Below are 20,280 nucleotides of genomic sequence, written 5' to 3' on the forward strand. Positions count from 1 at the left end.
GCCGCGAGGGCCCAGAGAGCGAAGACCCATCTCCTGTGCACACGTCCATGATGCCGTGCCCAGGGGCGTCATGCCCGTGCCCTTTCGTCCAGCGAAGTTGGGTCAGGCGTTGGATGTCCGTCTATCCGGCAGGAGGTATCACTGAATCAGTGACCTCCCATTCGGACGATCAGGACGGCGCCGACAGGCTCACCTCGTCAGCCAGGGAGGCTGTCGGCGCCCTGATCCGCGATTTACCGTTGTTCCAACAGGGTGACGCGACACAGGCGAACTCCGGTGGCACGAACATCGCGAACACCGGAGTCATCGAGCGGCTCACCGTCTCGATGACGGCGGCGCCTGATCAACCGAGCGCCAGAGCCTTTGTCAGTTGCCTTGACACAGCGCGAGAGTGGATGGAGTCCTGGCTGCTACCCGCCCTCGATTCGCTTGCGCTGCACCTGTCGTATAACACCGGGCCGCCGCCGCTGCCGGAGGACTGGGGGTCCACCTACGCAGCCCTGGACAGGGCGGCGCTGCTGATCGTGGTCGCGAACGGCCCGGACGCTGCCCGGGACCGCCAGATGCGGGACCAGGTCGCCTACTGGCTGGACAGCCATCCCGACGGCGAGGGGACGGTGGTGGTGGCACGGCCAGGCAGCCCAGTGCACCATCTCGATCCCCGGCTCTCCAGAGTGCCGGTTGTGGTTGTCCAAGGCGAGGACGCCGACGCCGCTCGGCGACTGGCCCGCGTCGTGCGCCGGACACCGCGTTGCGAGCCCGTTCTGCTGCGGGACCGGCCGACCGAGGACGCAGCGGCGTTAACGCCGCTGCGTGACGCCTACCTACGATGGGTCGCCCACACGCACCGGAGCATGGACAGCGTGATCGCTGGTCAGTTGGTCACCAGGCCGATCGTCTCCTGTCCACCTCCCGGGCTGCTCATACGTGACGGCTCCACGGCTCCCGCTCGCGTGACCGAAGTCGACCATCTTCGATCCCAGGCCAAGCGGCGCCTGATCCGCGTCCGCAACGCCGAGCAAGCCGAGTTCGCCATACTCGCCGAGCACCCGTTGCCGACTTACCTGGCACCGGCCGGCCCCCTGGAACGGGCCGCGTTCACCGCCCGCGCGGGCCTTTCCCCGAGCCGCGTCGTCGACACCGAATGGCGCTGCATCGTGTTGGGCGATCCGGGCAGCGGCAAGAGCAGCATGGTGCGGCGCATTACCCATGACGCGGCCATAAGCTGCCTGGACAGCGGCGCGGGCGAACACGACCTGCGGCGCCTGCCGGTCCTGTGTCGTGCCGTCGACCTCGCCGCGGCGCTCGGTGGAACGGAAGAATCGGTCGAAGGGCTGGCGACGCTCGCCATCGGCCTCGGCTGGACCGGCGAGCAGCCTGCCGACCCGCTCAGCGGCGACCGCCTCCCCGCGCAGGCGCTTGGGCGCCTGGCCCGGACCGCGCTGCGGCAGCGCCGCTTGTTGCTGGTAGTCGACGGTCTGGACGAGGTGCCCACGCTCGCCGACCGCCGGCTACTCACCGCGATGCTGGATGGCTTCGCCGCCGCCGGTGGAGCCCGGCTCGACAATCCGAGCAGGGCCCCGGGCAACCAGTCGATCATCACCAGCCGGATCGCCGGCTACTACGGGTCTCCACTGGGCGAGCGGTTTCAACAGCTCCTCATCGGGCGCCTCGATGACGGCGGCGTGCGGGAGGTCGTGAACTACTGGCTCACGGGTTACGGCGATACGACTGGACGACCGCCTGAATTCGAGGAGTCGATGCGCGCCGAGGTCTACCGTGCGCTCGACTCCGGCGGCGCCGGGCTGCGGGATCTAGCGGCCAATCCGTACCTCCTGGTCGCTCTACTCTCGGCGGTTGTGTCCGGAACGGCGCGGTTGAACAGCGGCGACCACTCCTGGCTTCGCGGCGACCTCTACGCCACCATGGCCGACAACGCCATCGAGCGGGGCGGGCTTCGGGTGCCACAGATCCCGGCCGCCACCCTCACACGGCTGCAGGCTGCTGTCGCCTATCAGATGCACAGCGTTTCGCGAAGCGGCCTCATCGATCGGAACACGTTGTCCCGGACGATCGCCACCGCCTTCACCATGGTTGGCGAACCGCTTCCGGCGGACGCCGCGCGGGCCGAGTTGGCGATCACCGGCCTTGATCTGCTGGTGGACCGAGGCCAAGGGCTCTACGGATTCCGCCACATGACCGTGCAGGAGTTTTTCGCCGGCTGTCGGCTCATCGATGGGGTGGAGGCGGAGGTCATTACCGAAAGGCTGGTCGAACATCTCGGCGACACCCGCTGGCTAGAGGCCGTCCGGATGGCCCTCGGCCGGCTCGGCCGCATCTCCACCCCCCTGTTCGACGACGTCATCGGCCGGCTTCTCAGCGGACCGGCGCGCCGCGCGGCGGCCGAAATGATCAGCCGGAGCCTGGCTGACCTCGTCGGCCTCAGCCCTCAGCACGTGCGGTCACTGGTGCGGGTGGCGGTCGAAGTCGAGTCGGACCACGTCGACACAGCGGACGGCGGGTCACACCACCGCCCCACCCTGCTAGAACTGATCGTGCGCTGGAACGGTGGTGTCCGGGGCCAGTCGCCGGTGCGGATCGCCCGTGATGCGCTGTGCGCGCACGTGCGCGGTGAGTCAGCGAACGCTGCGGCTGCAGCCGCTCGCCTGATCGACCTGCTGCGGCTGGACGACAGAACGACGGCCGGGGCGCTGTACGAAGCCCAGTATCAGGACGGCCCGGAGCAGGACTGGCAGGTGACGCGATCCCTGCTCGCGGTGCAGCAACGGCGGCTCGCGGCCGGGCGCCCAGTCGAGGCTGAGCGGGTGCTGTCCGAGTTGTCGAAGCCACAGCATGCGTTGCTCAACGCCCTATTGGATCAGGTGCCGGCGGGTAGGGTGACCACCGCCTCACGCCGTCCAAGGATGCGCGGCGCGGCCGACCTGGCGGTACCGCACCTGATGCGCGCGGCGCTTCACGACCAACGGTTACTGGACCGCATCCATGCCGACATCGGCTGGACCCGCGTCGTCAGCTGTCTCTACGGCGGGACGGCCTACCTCGGCACCGGTCAGTGGCTCCAACGGCGTAAGCAGGCACAGGCGGTGCTCGACGCACCGGGCAGCACGCCGGCCGAACGGCGCCGAGCTGCGGTGCTGCTGGACACGGTGATCCGGCCGGCGCTCGACATGGCGGTGGCTGAGGCTGCCGTGTTGCAATCGGACCGGATCGCCGTCGACACGCCATTGACCGGGCAGGTGTTGGCGTGGCTGCGTGACAGCGTGCCGAGCGGCGAACTGGTCCGCCGGCTAACCGAGATCGCCGGCGATGTCCTGGCCGGCCCGGAGGCTCGCGGCGACGCGTTGGCCGCGCTGCTGATGCTGGACACCGGTGAATCCCCTGCCTCGGTCATTGCATCGGTCATCTCTGTGCAGGACGCGAGCGACACGGCTGTCCGGCTCCGGGCCCGCTGGCGCCTGGGCCGCACCGAGATGCTGTTCCGGGACGTCCTCGCGGCGTTGGCCCCGCGCTCAGTCGCGCGCGCACTCGCCGTCGACGGTCGCGTCACTACCGACGCCTACGCCGACGTGGTCCGCACCTGGTGGACAGTCGGGAGACCACCAAGCCGGACCGGCATGGTCGACGACCACCATCACCTCGCCGAAGACCTGGTGATTGCGGTGTGCGGCGACGACGACGACAAAGAGCGCAATCTTGCGGTGTGGCTGGACGTCGCCGGCCGGGATATCGCCGACACGCCTGGCGGCCTGGTGAGGGTACTGGCCGACGTGGCGGGCAGCGAGTCGGCGCGCTGGGCAACCACCGATGACTGGTGCCTAGATCGACCGTGTCCACCGAGCGGCGACCTCGCCGAGGCGCTCACCGTGCTGGCCGGGCTGAACGCACGCTGGGGCTTTCTACGCTGCTGGTTCCTGGACCGGCTAGCCACCCAGATCGTCGCGGCCGGTCATGTGGTCGAGGCGCTCTGCCTGGCGTACGAGGCAGCGGCGTTACACCGAACGGCGGCCAAGCGCACGATGGTTCGGCTGATCACCGCCCACCGCGGATCGGCGGCGAGCGGGCGGGCGCAGGCCCTCGCACCGGACACCGTGGCCACGCGTTGGCTGGCGGACCCCACCGGACTACCCGGACTGAACGGGAGCGAACAGGCGTACCCGAACCTGCGAGGCAGCATCCGGCACGCCGCCATCCTCGGCCGACGGTGGAGCGTTCGACGCCTGGCGCGGGCGCTGGCCAGGATCACCGACCCGAACCAGCGACTGCGGTCGGTCGAGCTGGCCGTCCGGGTACGCGTCGTCGAGCCCAAACCCGAACTGCTCACCCTCGCCGTCGAGACCGCCGGTGCCGTCACCGAGCCGCTCGCCGGAGCCTGTGGGTACGTGCGCATGGCTGGCTCCGGGCTGTTCCCCAATGCCGAGGACCTCCTCGAACAAGCCCTCGGGCGGCTGTTCTTCGTGCCGGTCGCGCAGCGTGTGCGCGTGCTGAGTGCCCTGCCCATCGCACGGAGAGATGGCCTGCGTGCGCTCATCGACCGGCACACAAGCGAACTGCCCCAGCGCGACCAAGCCATCGTCCGAGCGGACACCGCAGCGGTCCTGGCCAGCTACGAACCGGTCTCCGCGGACACTGGCCACCTAGCGGCATGGTCAGCTCTGACTACCGCCGCGTTGTGCGGGCGAGGACTGGCCGCCCTCAACGACACCGCCGCCCAGTTCAGGACCGAGACGGCATGCTGGGCGGCGCTTCGCGATGCGGCCAGCCGCGCCTCGGCTATGGCGGTCTTGCAGGTGCGCGCCAGCCGGGAAGTGGCGCCGCTGCGGCTCGACGAGACGGCCCTGACCAGTCTGTCCGCTCTACTCCATGCAGGCCTCGCCGACGACGCAGGTGACCTGCTGACGGTGGCGACGGCCGCAGATACCCACCCTCTGCTGCTGTCCTGGCAGCAGCATCCCGACGAGCGGTTCGCCCGCCTGGCGACGCTCGTGCTGATTGAAACCGGGCACCTGGACCTGCGTGGAGTCGACCGGCTCCCGGCGCTGCTAGGCGACCCTGACGATCGGGTACGCCTGCGGACCCGCACGGCGATCGCCAGCGTGAACCTCGGCATGCCCGGCCCGCCACGGCTGCGAGCGAGCAGGCTGGGTGCGAACACCATCGCCGGACTGATCCGCCTCCTGGTGGACGTCCGGCTCAGCCACCGGCATCTACACGCCGACCTGAACTGGGCGGTGCGTGACATCCTGCACGACAGCCCGGAAATCCTCCGCGCCGTGCTGAAGGAACTCGAAGGCGACGAGGAAGCGTGCTCCATCTTCCTGCGGAGCCTCGGGCACGTCGCCGTTCCCGTGATCGACAACCTGCCAACGCTGTGTGCCGGCCTGAGCAACGCCGGCCAGACGGCTCTCTTCAGGGCGCTTCAGGCGATCGCCTGGACGCCCGACCGCTTCGGCCTCGACAGCTCTCAGCTATATCCCCTCACGGAAATGGCCCGGCACATCGTGCGCACAGGTGGCGACGACGTCGCCGTTGAGGCACTACGACTACTGGGCTTGATCGCACCGCTCGGGCGACCAGCGGTGGAGACCCTATTGGGCGAGGCGATCTACGAGGACGGCCTCGCTATCGCCGCATGTGACGCGCTCGGACATCTGCTGGGGCGGATGGCCGTGGACGCACCGACGGTCGACGTCGCCGACGCGGTGAGCGCTCTGTGGTCTATCGCCGCGGACCTCGACGACGAACTGGCAGTCGCCGCGACGACGGCCCTGGTGCGAGCGGGCATCGCGGTGGAGGCCGATCCCACGCTGCGCCCGAAGGTCGTGCTACACGCCCTCATCACCGCCATCGACGAATTCATCGTCGGTGACAGATGGGAACACGATGTACGTCGAGCGGCACGATTCGTGATCGCCGAAGCGAATGCGGGCCGCGACGTGCCAGGGGGCACGCTGCTCGGGTCCCTCATCGGCGCGGGCCTGGACTGGATCGATGCACGTCTCGGCACCATGTCCAGCTCGCCGGTGCGGACATTCGAAGGACTGGCGGTGCTGTACGGCGTCGGGCTGGAACAGCCGGCTGCTCTGCGGGAGGCGGTGAGCCGCGAGACGAGAGACCTTCCTGGCCGGCTCGTTGCCCTCCTCGATCAGGAGTGGAGTTGGTTGACACGCGCGGTCGCCGGCGCGATGCTGGTGATCCTCGGTGACGGCAACGAACACTGCATGAGAACGCTGCTCGGCCTGGCGCAAGACACCGATGGGGTGAACGAACGGGTGCTCAGCGCGTTGCCGTGGGTAGACCAGGTGACGCCGGCAGGTTTGGCTGAGCTCGTCCGCGCGACGGCCGATCCGCTGCATAGCAAGGCGTACCTCGCCGTCGAGGTGCTCACGTCGCTGGCCGCGCAGGGGGTGCTCGCGCCGGGGCAGCAGCGCGATGCCTTGGCCGCGGTGCAGTACGCCATCGATCGCCCCGATGCCGACCGGCACCTCTTGCGTGAGTACAACGGCCGAATCGGATCGCTGGGGTCGCTCGCTGAGGCGTGTCGCCGTGCGGCGGAGCGGCTCGACCCGGGCGCGACGGCGAACGGGCATCCGGTGTCCGATCCGTCCGCGACCGTCTCCTTGCCGGTGAGGGGCGGCCGAGGAGAAACGGTGGCGCTCTTGCTACCAACCGGCGTGCCAGCGCGGGACGCCCTGCGTCACCAGCTGAGGCACCTCGCGATGGCGGAAGGGACCGAGATCTTCGCCGAGACTCTGCGGCCGATCAATGCTTTGCTCGACAGCGCCGCGAATTCGGGTGTCTCTATCCAGGACTTGGTCCGGCTGGCCGGGACGCAGCGGGCCGCGCGCGCCGCCCAAGAGGGTTTCGCGCTGTTGCTCATCATGGGCCGCAACACTGCCGGTGACGAAATCTACACCTACCTACGATTGCCGACGGAGGAGGTTGAGCAGGTAAACACCTTCATCGCATCTGGGAAAACATTCGTGCCCTCCGAATGGGGAAGCGTGGTCGCCGCTGGCCGCGGGGTGCCCACCTCTGAAGTAACGGAGGAGGTCGGCGTCCCAGATTTCCTGCTCCAGTTCACAACCAGGGACGCGGCCGCGGATCCCGCAGAAACCTAACAGCCTGTCCAGGGGATGCTCGGACCGAGCGGATCGGCGCCGGCGACGACTCCCGCACAGCCGGGCGGAGGCGGTCCGGCGCCGCCCCTGCTCCTCAGTTGGTGACCGCCCTGGTCATGGACCCTGGAACCGGCCATCACCAACCACGCCCGACCGCACATCGTCGCCTGGGCTTAGACCGGTTCCTCAAGCGCGGCGAGGTCGTATCCTCGCTTGACCAGTTCCGGGTCGCTGTCATCCTGGAAGCGGCACGCACGACCACCTGACGTCCGGAAGCGGGCTTGCGAGCGAGCCGGCCGTGACATCGCGCCGAGCGATGCCACGGCCGGCTGCCTGTGTAGTCGGGCACGGCCCTGCTGGGGTCCGGCGATACCGCCGTACCCCAGCAGTGGCATCGCCGGACCGGTCAGGCTACGGCGGGTGGCTGGGCGTCGGGGTGTCGGGAGAACCGAGGGCTGCGGTCGTATAGCCAGGTCGTCAGGATTCCCAACGCCAGTCCGGTTGCTGCGCCGATACCGATCCTGGTCCAGCCGTGGGTGAGACCGGCCTCGCCGCGGCCGTCGAAGAACAGCATGGCCCGTACGCCGTCGAGGATCGGTTGCATCGGAGTGATCGAGGTCAGCGTGCGGAGCCAGCCGGGCAGCGCCTCGGCGGGGACCGCCGGGCCGGAGGCGAGCGAGAGCGCGACGAAGAAGAACGTGTTGATCAACGCTCCCGGAGCGCCGAAGATGGCGAACACCGACAGCGCTCCGACGCCGACAGCCGCAATGGCCGCGCTGAGCAACAACCACATGGCGAGCGGCTGACCTATGGACACACCGATCACCGTGGTGGCGACCAGTTGCAGCAGCGCGGCGGCGATCGGAGCCACGGCCACGAGCACCGCGAGCTTCGCGAGCAGCGTCATCGTCCGCGTGGCCCGGCGGTACGGGCGGCGGCTCGTCATCGGCCCGACCTCGCTGGGTGCGAAGCCTATCGCCGAGTCGATCGAAGGATGGATGGTGGACGCGCCGATGAAGCCGATGAGGATGGTGACGAGCGCCAGATAGAACGGGGTGAGGCCGGCACCCGACTTCGGTGGCAGCGCGTGATCCGGCGCGGTGCGCACCACGAACGGCTCCCGTAGCGCGAGCCCACGATAGGGGTCGGCGGATGACCCGAGACGTTCTCCCAGGGTCCGTTGCACAGCCGTCAGCACCGGGGTGACGTTTGCGCTGACCAGACCTGCGGCCAGGTTGCCGTCGCCGGCGTTGTTGACGATCGTCACGACCGGGCGCGACGGCGTCGTGCCGGGCGGCGGGGCGACGAGTCCACTGAGCCCTCGTTCGAAATCCGCGGGAACGACCACCGCGCCGTAGATGTCGTTGTCCCGGAACGCCTCGGTCATCTCCGTGGCCGACATGACGACGATCCGGATCTTCTCCGGATTCGTACCGGACTCCACCGCGGCGGCCACCGACTTGGCGGCACCGCCCGCGTCGACGCCGGGGGTGGTTGCGCTCTGCTGCGGTTCGAGGACGAGCGCGACGGGTAGTTGGCGCAGATTTGCCTGGGGGTCCGTGATGCCGCTGAGGTAGCAGGCGGGTAGCGCCAGGCTCAACAGAGCGATCATGATGACCGGTACGGCCCAGATGTGCGGGCTGCGGAAGGCGCGAATCGACATTGCGTGTGCTCTCTTCGGTGCCGTCAACGGCTCTTCGGTGGGTAGGCTCTGGCCAATCACGTCATCGGCTCAGCAAGGCTCAGCGGACTGATTCGGGGGCGTAAAGCTCTTTCTCGGTCACGACCGGGGCGACGTCGTCCTCTGGGCGGCCGACCCGCGCCGCCGAGCCGAACAGCGGCCCGCGTGCCGGGTGCACGGGGGCGAAGGCCGCGAATCCCTGCTGTTTCGGGATGTCGTCGTAGACCGCCTCCATGCCGCCTCGGAGCAGGTAGGTCTCGTGCCAGAAACCGGTGCCGCCGCTGTCGCGCAAGAAGTTGCGCCACCAGAGGCGGTGGGGTTCGGAGCGCGCCCATGACAGCAGCGCGGGCAGATCTTGCCAGTACTGGCGGATGCCGACGTGCATGGGGAAGAGGGACCACAGGAGGGGCTCGTGATGGAGCAGACCCTCCGGCTTGTCGGCTGCGGATCGACCGATCTGCGGGCCGTAGCCCATCAGCGTCCGCAGGCCGTACAGCCGGTTGACCCGCATACCCAGATAGACGACCACGAGATCCGGATATGACGACAGGTCGACAGTCTGCCGATTGACCTTGGTGTGCACCGCGCGCTCTTTTCGACGACTCAGAGTGTTGACGGGAGCGACGCTAGGCGGGAGCACTGAACGAGCATGCGAAGGCGTTGAACAGCTACTTGACCCGCGCTGAACGAGCGGCTGCTCTCCTGAAGATCATCCCGTCATCATCCGGCGAGTGAGTTCGACCCGAGAGCGCACGCCCAGCTTCACGAACGCGTGCCGCAGGTGCGAGCTGACGGTGTGTGGCGACAGGAACAACTCCTCGGCGATCTGGCGGTTGGTCCATCCCTGGGCCACCAGCCGGGCCACTCTCGTCTCCGACTCGGTGAGCCCGGCCCACCCTGCCTGGGGTCGGTTGGGGGCCCGCCGGCGTACGCCCTCGCGCCGCAGTAGTCCTCGGACACGCGCGGCGTCCCGATCGGCGCCGATGGCCTCCCACTCATCAAGGGCCGAGCTCAGAAGGGACAGACCGCGGGTACGGTCCCTGTGAACCACCACCGTGCCAGCGTCCTCCACCACCCGGGCACGCAGCAGGAGCCGTTCGTCCGTGGTGTAGAGATCCACCGCCTCCAGCAGTAGCGCCGGATCCGAGTTGAGTAGGCCGCGGGCATGGCACAGGGCGGCGGCGACAACGCGTTCCCCCTCATGCCGGTGCAGCTCGGCATCGAGACGAGCCACCGCGGCCTCCGCCCGCTCGTGCCGCCCGCTGCGCATCAGCAGGCGGACCAGGGTGGCAACCTCGGCGTGCTCGGTCAGCGTCACGATGCGGACACAACCGCCGAACAGCAAATCCATGTCCTCGTCGCCGGCCCGAGCGTCGACCGGCGCGTTCCGGGCCTCGGCTAGCAGAGCCCACAGCCAGTGCCCCCTGCCCCGCCAGAACGGTCCCTTGGATCCGGCCATCTCGGCCGCCGTCGCCTCCGCGACCGCCATGCCGGTCTGGTCTCCACTGTGAATAGCAGCCAGGGCGAGGGTGAAGGCGGCCGTGTAGAGATAGTTGTGGTTGCCGAGCTCGTATGACATTGCCTGGATCGCTTCGGCCTCGGCCCGCGCGTCCTGCAGCCGGCCGGCGCGCAGGTGCACCCGCGCTCGAATCATCGACCACACGCGCATGTTGGCGACCTGGCCATCCACCTGCGCCAGCCGGGTTCCCTCATCAGCGAGCCGCCACGCCTCGGTCATCCGGCCCGTCGCGTCGAGCATCATCGCCTTCCACGCGTCGGGCAGTGACAACGAGCGGGCGTCGGGGATTTCGTTGCGGAGTCGGATCGCGTCGTCGGCTGCGCGTAGTCCGCTCGACCAGTGGCACAGGTGGAAGTCGGCGACCGCCTTTGCGACCAGCACGGCCGAGCGCGAGAGAGGATCCGTGGCATCGCTGGCCAGGCCGACCGCGGTGTCGGCGGCACGCAGGGCCTCGTCCGGCTGCCCGACGATGCCCAGCGCGCCGGCCAGCACCGCGTACAACCGGGCGCGGAGGTTGGCGGACAGCCCGGCGTCCGCGAGCGCCTCGCGGCACAGTTCCACCGCCTGCCTGGCGTCGAACGGCAGGATGGCCTCGGCTGTCAGTCGTCGGATCTGGGCCATCGCGCCCCGGTCGAGGACCGGTCCTTGGCTCTGCGTGAGAAGCTCGAACGCCTTCGGCGCCTGATCGGCGAGGACGAGGTGGTGGATGGTCTCGGTGAGCAGAGCCGCGCGATCCGGATCATCACGACGCGTCAGTTCGAAGGCCCTGGTGCTGATCTGGGCGGAGAGCGCGGGGGAGCGGAGCCCGATTTCGGTCGCGGCACGCCGAAGCAGTTCGATCCCGCCCCGGTCGCCGTAGCTGACGGTCTCCATCACGAGGGCGGCTACCTCGTTCGCGGGCGCTCCCGTGGCCAGGCTGGCATCGATGGCCTGTCGGCGTAGCGCACGGCGCAGAGGTCCGGGCAGGCCGCTGTCGACAGCTTCGCGGACCAGGTCGTGCCGGAACGCGAAGGCGTCGCCGCTCTCGACGAGCAGGTCGGCGTCCAGCGCCTCCCGCAGTGGGGCCAGCAGGGTGGAGACGGGGCGATCGAGCATCCGGGCGAGCTGCTCCACGGTGAACGTGCGGCCGAGCACCGAGGCCAACTCGACGGCCAGGCGAGCCTCGTTCGAAAGCAGCCGTACCTGCTCGCGGATCGAGTCGCGGAACCGCAGAGGGATGCGAGGTGCGCGCAACACCGCGATGCCGTCATGGACATCCACGGCCTGTTCGTCCCGCAGCCCGTGCAGAAACTCGAGGAGCTGCAGCGGCTGGCCGGGGGCGCCGGCCAGCATGTCGGCGAGCCGTTCGTCCGGCCTCGCGCCGAGGATGTCGTGCGCGATCTGCGCGACGGCTTGGATGTCGAGGGCGTCGAGCGGGACGACGGTGCCTGTCTGAGCGCTCATCTGGTCGACAGCGGCACGGACAGGCGCAGGCGGGTCGGGCCGTAGGGCGATGACCCAGAGAACAGGATCGGAGGACAGCCGTCGGGTCAACGTCCGAACCGCGTTCACGGTGGCCAGATCGGCCCACTGGAAGTCGTCCATGACGATCATGACGGGGGACTGTAGGGCTGCCTTCTCCAGGCCCTCGTGCACCTCCTGAACGAGCCAGAAGCCTCCCTCCGGCCGCTCGGTCACCCGCCGGAGATTGTCGAGGTCGACCGGCGCGTCGTCGGTCAACGTCTCGAGCAGGAGCCAGGACGGCACGCCGATCGATGCGGCCTGGCCTGACCCGCTGAACACGCGGATGCCCCGGTCGCGCGCGGCGGCGGTCGCCTCGTTCAGGAAGCTGGTCTTGCCGCTGCCCGGCGCACCCTCGACGACGACGACGCCACCCTCCCCCGCTGCCAATCGGTCGACGCGGTGCTCGACGGCGCTCCGTTCGGCGTCTCGGCCACGCAGCGGTTGCGAACCGGGCCGAGCGCCGGCAGGGTTGATCATTGACTCCTCCGGCCGTCGGATCGGAACTACCCCTCGCAACGGCGATTGGCTGCGCACGACTCCCGTGCGGAGGTCGACGGGCGCGGGTGAGTTAACCCCCTCTGCCCAGCGGTAAGGATCTCATTTCGGCTCAATTCGTGCAATCTGTCGCGCATCTGTGTGATCCGATCGAAGCTGGCCTGCGCATTCGTGCGATGTGAGCCACGGGTTCGCGCGCGGCCCCGCAGCGGCGGTGGCACAGCGACCGTCAGGACGTGTGATGCCGCGACCCCGCGCCACTGGTCAGGATTGGCACTGCCGACGAACCGAACGGCGTGGCACTTGATGACATGAGATGCGAGCCACCAGCATGTACCCGACGACGCGACAGCCTTCGCCCGACACGGTCGACCCCGGTCAGCCGAGCGCCCCCGCGATCCACCTCGAGCATGCTCGGCCCAGCGCGCGATCGATGATCGGCTCCGCAGGTGTCGGTCGGTGACGCCGCGACTGCGTCTGCAGGTCATGGGTCCCCTTCGGGTGTGGCGGGACGACGTCGAGCTGGATTCGGGTCCTCGGCAGCAGCAGTGCCTCCTTGCGCTACTGCTGGTCCGCAGCGGTCGGCCGGTCAGCATGAGCGATCTGATCAACCTGATCTGGGGGTCCGATCCGCCGGCCTGCGCGGCCAACATCATCCAGAAGTACGTAGGGGCGCTGCGCCGCTTGCTCGAGCCGGACCTGCCGCCACGATCCTCCGGAAGCTACCTCACCCGTCACAGCACCGGATACCGCTTCACCGCCGGTCCCGAGACGCTTGATCTGGTGGCGTTCCGCCAACGTGTCTCCGCGGCGAAGATGAGCACCGCCGGTGGGCGCCCGGACGAGGCGCTCGACCACTACGTCAGCGCGCTGCGGCTCTGCCAGGGACCGGCGGGCGACGCGTTGGCGGAATTCACGGTGGCCACCGCCACCTTCGCGGGCGTGGACGGTGAGTTCCTCGCCGCGGCCGTCAGCGCCGCAGCTGTCGCCGTCCAGGTCGACCGACCCGCGGAGGCCCTTGCCCCGCTACGCCTGGCTACGGAGATCGACCGGCTCAACGAACCGGTGCACGCCAGCCTCGTCACGACACTTGCCGCTGCCGGTTACCAGGACAAGGCCCTCGTCGCGCACCGGACCATCCGGGACCGGCTCGCCGAGGAACTGGGCATCGACCCGGGGCGCGAACTGCGGGAAGCCCAGCGACGAGTGCTGACCCAGAGTGCCGTGCCGCCCACGGACGAGCGCGACCAGGCGGAAGCTCCTCTGCTGGCGGGCCGGTCGCGACCGGTCCCGATGGTGCATCCGGCGCAGCTCCCGCCGGACCAGCCGCTCTTCGTCGGACGGAGGGCCGAGCTGAACACCCTCAACGACCTTGTCGGGGAGATGCGTGCCGGAGGGTGTACCAGTCCGATGGTGGTCGCGGTGGACGGCATGGGTGGCGTCGGCAAGTCGACGCTTGTCGTGCGCTTCGCGCACACGGTTGCCGACGAGTTCACCGACGGCCAGCTCTACCTGGATCTCCAGGGACACCGGGGCGAGGAGGGAAGCGTCCTCGCCGGCGATGCTCTGCGATCGCTGCTGTATGCGCTGGGCGTCCACGGAACGGATATCCCGGACACGTTCGACGCGCTTGTCGGCATGTATCGCAGCCTCACCGCCGGCATGCGAATTCTCGTCGTCCTGGACAACGTGCGGGACTCGGCGCAGGTTCGGCCCCTGCTGCCGGACTCGGCTGCCAGCCTGGTGCTGATCACCAGTCGACAGCCGCTGGTCGGCTTGGCCGCGTCCGACAGCACGCGCCTGCTCGGTGCGTACCCTCCGGATCTGCCGGACGCCCGGGAGTTGCTGGGCGCTCGCCTTGCCGCGATGCGCAGTCGAACCCTTGCGGTGGGCGACGACGCGGGGACCATCGACGAGATCATCGAACTCTGCGGCCGCTTGCCGCTGGCACTTGCGATCCTGGCGGCCCGACTCAGCGCGCGTCCACACCTGTCGTTGGGCGCCGTAGCTGCCGAGCTGCGGGACGGTGCCCGGCTTCTGGCAGCGTTCGAGGGACGTGGTGAGGTGAGCGATCCGCGGACCGCGTTCTCCTGGTCCTACCGGCAGCTCACGCCGTCGGCCGCCCGGCTGTTCCGGTTGCTGTCGGTCGCGTTCACCGCGGGCATCACGGTCGAGGCGTGCGTCAGCCTCGCCGGTCTGCGGCTCTCGCAGGCCCGGGCGCTGCTCGAGGAACTGACCGAGGCGGCGCTCGTGACCGAGGACGACCGCGGTCACTTCACGTCGCACGTACTGGTCAAGGCGTACGCGCAGGAGCTGTTCCTGACTCTCGAGTCGCCCGACGAGCAGTGCGCCGCGATCAGCCGCCTGTTGCAGCATTACCTGCACAGCAGCTCCAACGCCGAGCTCATGCGCGAACCGCACCGAACTCCGATCGTGCCGCCGCCGCCCCTGTCCGGCGTCGTCCCGGAGCGGCAGGCCTCATACGCGGAGGCTCTGAGCTGGTTCGCCCTGCACCGGGAAACTCTCAAGGACGCCGTGAAGGTCGCGGCCGAGGTCGACTACGGCATCGTCCCGTGGCACCTCGCCGTCACGACGCAGCAGTACCTGGAGGGATTCGGGTTCTTCCGGGACTGGGAGGACGTCATGCGGCACGCCCTTCGGGCGACCCGCGAGCGAAGTGACGTGATCGGCGAGGCGCAGGTGTTGCGCTCGCTGGCCCGAGCGCGGTTGTTCTCCGGCGCCAACGAGGAGGCGCTCGGCCTCCTCCGAGCCGCCCTCGACATCTTCGCCGAGCAGGGCATGCTGCCCGAGCAGGCGATGGCGTACGTCGATCTGCACCGGGTGCACAGCGCGCTCGGGCGGCATGACCTGGCCCTCGCGGACAGCGAGAAGGCGGTGGCATTGAACCGTGCTGCGGGCGACACGTACGCGAGGGTCCGCAGCCTCGACTGCAACGGTCAGTCCCTGACGTGGCTCGGTCAGCACGAGCAGGCGACCCGGGTGCTGCAACGGGCTCTCGATCTCAACGCTCAGATCGAGTACCGGCACGAGGACGCCCGCATTCGGGTCGCCATGGCCCGGAACCTCACGAACATGGGCCGAGCACGGGACGCCGTCCAGCAGCTCAGGCTGGCGGCCAGGACGGCGGGCGAGATGGGCCATGGCCCGAACCGCTTCGAGGTGTTCCGCGGCCTGTCCGAACTGCTGCTCACCGTCGGTGACGCGCGCGGCGCGCAGGATGCCTACGGACAGGCCCATGAGGTGCTCGGGTCCTTCCAGGACGGAGGGCCCGACCACATGCGGGCCGACCTGCGACGTCTGGCCCAGCGGCTGGCGCGGTCCGCCCCGCGTCCCTCGTCGGCTGACGTCACGTGAGAGCGGTACGGACCGGACCGGAGATTCGTCGGGTGAACTCCAGGAGCAGGTAGGCGAAGCGTTCCGGTTCCGCCAGGTGAGCCTGACGGCCGCTCTCGCGCAAGGTCACGAGGCGGGTGTCGGGAATGCTGTGGCGCAGGACGTCGACCGGCTCCGTGGCGCAGTCGGTGTCGGGCCAGTCCGTCACGACGAGCGTCGGCACGGTGAGCGGGGGCGGGTCGTCGCGCACGTCGGCGATTGGCCCCGTCGCGTAGAGGATCAGGCCGGCCACCCGGTCCGGGTGACACCGCGCGTACGCCTTGCTGAGGGCTGCCCCGAGCCCGTGACCGAGAACGAACACGGGCTCGACGCCGAAGCTCCTGACCACCTCGTGCAGATGGCGCACCTCAAGACGGAGACCATCGCTCGGGTCCGTGCCCGACGCGGCCGGGCCGGCCGGCCCGACGTACGCCATCGTCAGCTCACGTTCGACGAGCGGGATACGCAGGTGGTGCCCGCGCGTCTCCGGGAGAACCACACACACAGGACCGCGTCCACGAACGTGGCAGGCCAGAGTCAGCTCGCCCACGCGTACCTCGTGAGTCACACTCGGACGCACCACGAACCTCCCAGGACCGCGCACCGACGGCATCGTCGATATCGATAGTGCCCATCGGCAATATATTTCTACTTACCCGATGATCGCGTCCGCGCACTACTCGTAAGCCCCTCCGGAGATCCGGTAAGAAGTTCTTCAGGGAGTGGCGTTAGCGTGCTTGCCATGCATCTTTGTGGCCCCGTTGAACGGACCGTCGAACGCGACGGCGAGACACGGCTGGCCGATCGACCACATCTTGTGACGGTGGTCGACTGGTTGTGCGGAGCTCTTCGGATGCTCACCACGCGGATGCTCAATCTGCGACGGCGTGTCGAGGTGGAGGTGTCCTTTGGGCGGGCCGACGTCGGCCGATTTCACGGATTCCCCGACGCCGGTGGGCAGGGTCGAAGATTATGCCTCGTACACGTCCGTCGCTTCCCGGCCCGAAGAACGCGACCCGACACGCGATTGTCCGTCCGCCGGCCCCGATCCCGATGAGTCCGCGTCTCACAGGTTCAGTCCCTGTCCAGCCCCGGACCGTAGTTTCGGATTCGTCAGAACGAAGACCGAGAAAGGAATCCCAGGGTGGTCTGGAAAACAAGCCGACAATCGTCCTCGTACATGGTGCGTTCGCCGACAGCAGCGGCTTTGACGCGGTGATCCGGAGGCTGCTGGCCGACGGCTATCCCGTCGTCACCGCGCCGAATCCGCTGCGCGGTGTGGCCTCGGACGCGGCTGCCGTTACATCGCTGCTCGGCAGCATCGTCGGGCCGGTCGTGCTGGTCGGCCACTCGTACGGCGGCGCTGGCATCTCCACGGCGGCCGCCGGCAGCGACCAGGTACGGGCGCTCGTCTACCTGGCGGCGTTCATCCCGGACGCTGGCGAGGCGGTCGGACAGCTGGTCACCACATTCCCCGGTAGCACCGTCAACAAGTCCCTGAAGGCGGTACCGCTTACGGGCGGGCAGGTCGACCTGTACATCGACCCGGCGGTCTACCACGCCCGGTTCGCGGCCGACGTGCCGGTCGAGGACGCGACGATGTACGCGATCACGCAGCGCCCGGCCGCCGCGGCGGCGTTCGGTGAGCCGGTAGCCGGGCCGCAGGCGTGGACAACCATCCCGGCCTTCACCCTCATCAGCGGCGCAGACATGATCATTCCGCGGCAGGCGCAGGAGTTCATGGCGAAGCGCGCCGGATCGACGGTGCGGATCGTCGACGACGCCTCGCACCTGGTCTTCGTCTCGCACCCGGATACCACGGTCGCCCTCATCGAGCAGGCGGCCCACGAAACCGCACGCTGACCGACCCCCGTGAGCTGGCCAGGGACGGACGTTCGACAACCTGCTCAGGCCGGCCACCGGGCAGTCGTTCGCCGCGAGCCCGTACTCGCCCCACACCACCGGCACGGTCCAGACACGTCGAGGCCCGGCCCCGCGGGGCCGGGCCTTCGGGCGTCACGCCGAACGCGATCCGATCCTCTGTCGAGGCTGCCGCCGAACGGTCTCGCTCGCCAGGGCCGGTGGGACCCCTGCCGGCCTGCGCCGGGCGACAGTCCAGACGTACAGGAGCAGACCCGCGGCCGTGAGGACGAAGCCGGCCCACACGGTGGACAGGGTCCCCCACCCGGCGTTCAGGGTGACCGCGCCGCCGATCGCGCCGAGAGAGTTGGCCACGTTGAGGGCGGCGAGGTTGAGCGCGCCCATCAGTGTCGGGGCGTCTGGCGCGAAACCGTTCAGCCGCACCTGGATGGTGGGGATCGCGTACATCATGGTCGCGCCGACGCCGAACAGGCACGGCAGCAGGACCGACAGCTTGCCACCGGCCGTACCGATCAGCACGAGAAGTACCAGGACTCCGCCGTAGCCCCAGGTCAAGCCGCGGTTCTCGGAGCGGTCGGCGGTGCGGCCGCCGAGGTGGTTGCCGACCGCCATGCCGAGGCCGAAGACAGCCAGCGCGAGCGGGATGACCGAGGCGTCCCGCTGCGCCGCGTCGGTGACGAACGGGCCGATGAACGTGTAGACGGCGAAGATGCTGGAGATCCCGAGCGCCGCGACGGCGACCATCAGCCAGACGCTTCCCCGACCCAGCGCCCTCAACTCGTTCGCGACCGAGCTGCCTCGCAGTTCGTCGGTGCGCGGCAGCCAGGCGACCAGGGCGAGGCCGGCGAGCAGACCGACGGCGACGACCGTCCAGTACATGGCGCGCCAGCTCGCGCTCTGACCGATGAGAGTGCCCAGCGGGGACCCGGCGATGGTGGCGATGGTGAGACCGCCCATGACGGTGGCGAACGCCTTGCCCCCCTTGCCCGGTCCGTAGACGTAGGCGGCGACGACGGCACCGGCACCGAAGAACGCGCCCTGCACGCTGCCGGCGATGAATCGGAAGACGACCAGCAACTCGATGTTCGGCGCCAGCGCGGAGAGGCTGTTGCCGACCAGGAAGAGCGCGATCAGGCCGATCAGCAGGGTGCGGCGGTTCGCTCGGGCGGCGAGCAGAATGATCGCCGGTGAGCCGATCACCACCCCGAACGCGTACGCGGTGATCGCATACGTGGCGACCGGGATCGACACGTCCAGGTCGGATGCGAAGAGCTGGATGATGCCGTTGCTGCCGAACTCACCGGTGCCGATCGCGAAGGTGCCCAGGGCCAGGGCCAGCAACGTCAGTCTCGGGTATCTGATGGTTGGCTTCGTCGAGGCGCGCCGGGTCTCCTCGACTGCGCACTGGCCTTCGTAGGCATGCTGGTGCAACGTTTCGTCCTTCGTGGAAGTTCAGCCGTGCGATGCCCGGGCTGATGTGGGTTCAGATCCGGTCAGCGCGCGGCGCGCGTGATGAGGTCGGCCGTGGCGGCCGGCTGCGAGATCATGGCGACGTGCGACGCGGCGACCTCCCGCACCTGTGCGCCGGCGCGGTGGGCCATGAATCGCTGTGCCGCGGCGGGCAGCACCTGATCGTTGCGGGCAACGAGATACCAGGATGGAATGGTCTTCCAGGCCGGGGCGCCGGACGGCTCTCCGAGGGTCCGGGCGTCAGCGGGTCGCTGGCCGGCCCACATCAGATCCGTCGTCGCTCTTGGTACGTCGCCGGCGAACACCTCTCGGAAGAAATGCCGCTTGATGTAGCCGTCGACGAGGCCCTCATCGTACGGGCGGAAGTCCAACGCCGCCTCGTTGAGCTTGCTGCCCGGGTACGTCGTCTGAAGGCCGAGCAGTGTCTCGCCCTGGTCCGGCGCGAACGCGGCAACATAGACCAATGCCTTCACGTTCGGATTGCCGGTCGCGGCGTTCGTGGCGACGATTCCGCCGTAGGAGTGCGCCGCGAGAACGACCGGCCCGTCGAGGGTGGCGAGAATGCTGGCCAGGTAGGCCGAGTCGGAGGCCACGCTTCGCAGCGGGTTCGCCGGAGCGATGACCGGGTGCCCGTCGCGGATGAGCCGGGTCGCCACGTCGTTCCAGCCGGAGGCGTCGGCGAAGGCGCCGTGTACGAGCACCACCGTGGGTTTGGGCTGGTTGTCGGGTCGCGGGTGCGCCTGCGCGGCGGGTGCCCCGAGGGCGGCGCCGGCAGCGGCGGCAACGGAACCGGCCAACAACGTTCGACGAGTTGTCGTCATTGGGGAAGCCTCTCCAAATTGTGCTCGGTCGTCATTGTGGGTCAGCCTAGATTCGGCTACTTGACGGGCGCGGAACGAAGCCGGAGGTTCGGCGGTCATCCAATTCCGTCCCTGTCAAGTCCGTCAACCTAATCTGCTGGCATGACGTCCTTGAAGAGCGCGACGGCGATGCGGTGGGGACTGCGCCTCCACCTTCTCTACTACGTAATCGCCAATGCGGCCCAGGTCGTGGTGTGGTGGCTCGTCACACCGGATCACTTCTTCTGGCCGGTTTGGTCGATTGTCGCCTGGGGTGTGGGGTTGGCATTCCACTACTGGGCGGCGAAGAGGTTCCTGGCCGCAACGAACCAATCGGGGCAACCCCGTCAGTGGCGTTGA

10 protein-coding genes are annotated in these 20,280 nt (G+C 69.0%); 4 read left to right on the plus strand and 6 right to left on the minus strand.

The annotated features are described in order from the left end of the window. The first annotated feature begins 149 nt into the window (after positions 1-149). On the plus strand, positions 150-7,139 hold the full coding sequence (locus tag ACZ6NZ_RS05530; protein ID WP_465856042.1) for a hypothetical protein: 6,990 nt from the start codon (positions 150-152) through the stop codon (positions 7,137-7,139). 406 nt (positions 7,140-7,545) lie between these two features. Here the strand turns inward: ACZ6NZ_RS05530 and ACZ6NZ_RS05535 are convergent, their stop codons facing one another. From ACZ6NZ_RS05535 to ACZ6NZ_RS05545, 3 genes are all read right to left on the minus strand, one after another. Continuing rightward, positions 7,546-8,802: a YhgE/Pip domain-containing protein gene (locus ACZ6NZ_RS05535; protein ID WP_465856044.1), complete on the minus strand. Its 1,257-nt coding sequence runs from the start codon at positions 8,800-8,802 to the stop codon at positions 7,546-7,548. A 79-nt stretch (positions 8,803-8,881) separates the two neighbouring features. Next, complete coding sequence (locus ACZ6NZ_RS05540; RefSeq protein ID WP_357347308.1) at positions 8,882-9,403, minus strand: monooxygenase family protein; 522 nt, start codon at positions 9,401-9,403, stop codon at positions 8,882-8,884. Between the two features lie 126 nt (positions 9,404-9,529). Then, on the minus strand, positions 9,530-12,319 hold the full coding sequence (locus ACZ6NZ_RS05545; RefSeq protein ID WP_465856047.1) for an ATP-binding protein: 2,790 nt from the start codon (positions 12,317-12,319) through the stop codon (positions 9,530-9,532). 477 nt (positions 12,320-12,796) lie between these two features. Here ACZ6NZ_RS05545 and ACZ6NZ_RS05550 point away from each other — a divergent pair, with 477 nt between their 5' ends. Beyond that, positions 12,797-15,712 carry an AfsR/SARP family transcriptional regulator gene (locus ACZ6NZ_RS05550; RefSeq protein ID WP_465856049.1) on the plus strand — a complete coding sequence of 972 codons (2,916 nt, stop codon included), beginning with the start codon at positions 12,797-12,799 and terminating at the stop codon, positions 15,710-15,712. On the opposite strand, the gene ACZ6NZ_RS05555 is transcribed toward ACZ6NZ_RS05550, so the two are convergent. Next, positions 15,705-16,235, minus strand: coding sequence for an alpha/beta fold hydrolase (locus ACZ6NZ_RS05555; RefSeq protein WP_465856051.1), 531 nt, complete (start codon positions 16,233-16,235; stop codon positions 15,705-15,707). The genes ACZ6NZ_RS05550 and ACZ6NZ_RS05555 overlap by 8 nt on opposite strands. A gap of 662 nt (positions 16,236-16,897) precedes the next feature. Between ACZ6NZ_RS05555 and ACZ6NZ_RS05560 the strand changes: the two genes are divergently transcribed. Continuing rightward, positions 16,898-17,593: an alpha/beta fold hydrolase gene (locus ACZ6NZ_RS05560; protein WP_465857377.1), complete on the plus strand. Its 696-nt coding sequence runs from the start codon at positions 16,898-16,900 to the stop codon at positions 17,591-17,593. A gap of 153 nt (positions 17,594-17,746) precedes the next feature. Here ACZ6NZ_RS05560 and ACZ6NZ_RS05565 read toward each other — a convergent pair whose 3' ends face one another. Further along, complete coding sequence (locus ACZ6NZ_RS05565) at positions 17,747-19,042, minus strand: MFS transporter (protein WP_465856053.1); 1,296 nt, start codon at positions 19,040-19,042, stop codon at positions 17,747-17,749. A 62-nt stretch (positions 19,043-19,104) separates the two neighbouring features. Next, positions 19,105-19,902, minus strand: a complete 798-nt coding sequence (locus tag ACZ6NZ_RS05570; RefSeq protein ID WP_465856055.1) for an alpha/beta fold hydrolase — start codon at positions 19,900-19,902, stop codon at positions 19,105-19,107. A gap of 141 nt (positions 19,903-20,043) precedes the next feature. Here ACZ6NZ_RS05570 and ACZ6NZ_RS05575 point away from each other — a divergent pair, with 141 nt between their 5' ends. Next, positions 20,044-20,280: a 2TM domain-containing protein gene (locus tag ACZ6NZ_RS05575; protein WP_465856057.1), complete on the plus strand. Its 237-nt coding sequence runs from the start codon at positions 20,044-20,046 to the stop codon at positions 20,278-20,280.

The organism is Micromonospora sp. NPDC047756 (genome assembly GCF_055587245.1).

Bases quoted from the DNA above. Each gene is read 5' to 3' on its own strand.
- ACZ6NZ_RS05535 (WP_465856044.1), bottom strand. From the start codon at position 8,802: ATGTCGATTCGCGCCTTCCGCAGCCCGCACATCTGGGCCGTACCGGTC.
- ACZ6NZ_RS05570 (WP_465856055.1), bottom strand. From the start codon at position 19,902: ATGACGACAACTCGTCGAACGTTGTTGGCCGGTTCCGTTGCCGCCGCT.
- ACZ6NZ_RS05545 (WP_465856047.1), bottom strand. From the start codon at position 12,319: ATGATCAACCCTGCCGGCGCTCGGCCCGGTTCGCAACCGCTGCGTGGC.
- ACZ6NZ_RS05575 (WP_465856057.1), top strand. From the start codon at position 20,044: ATGACGTCCTTGAAGAGCGCGACGGCGATGCGGTGGGGACTGCGCCTC.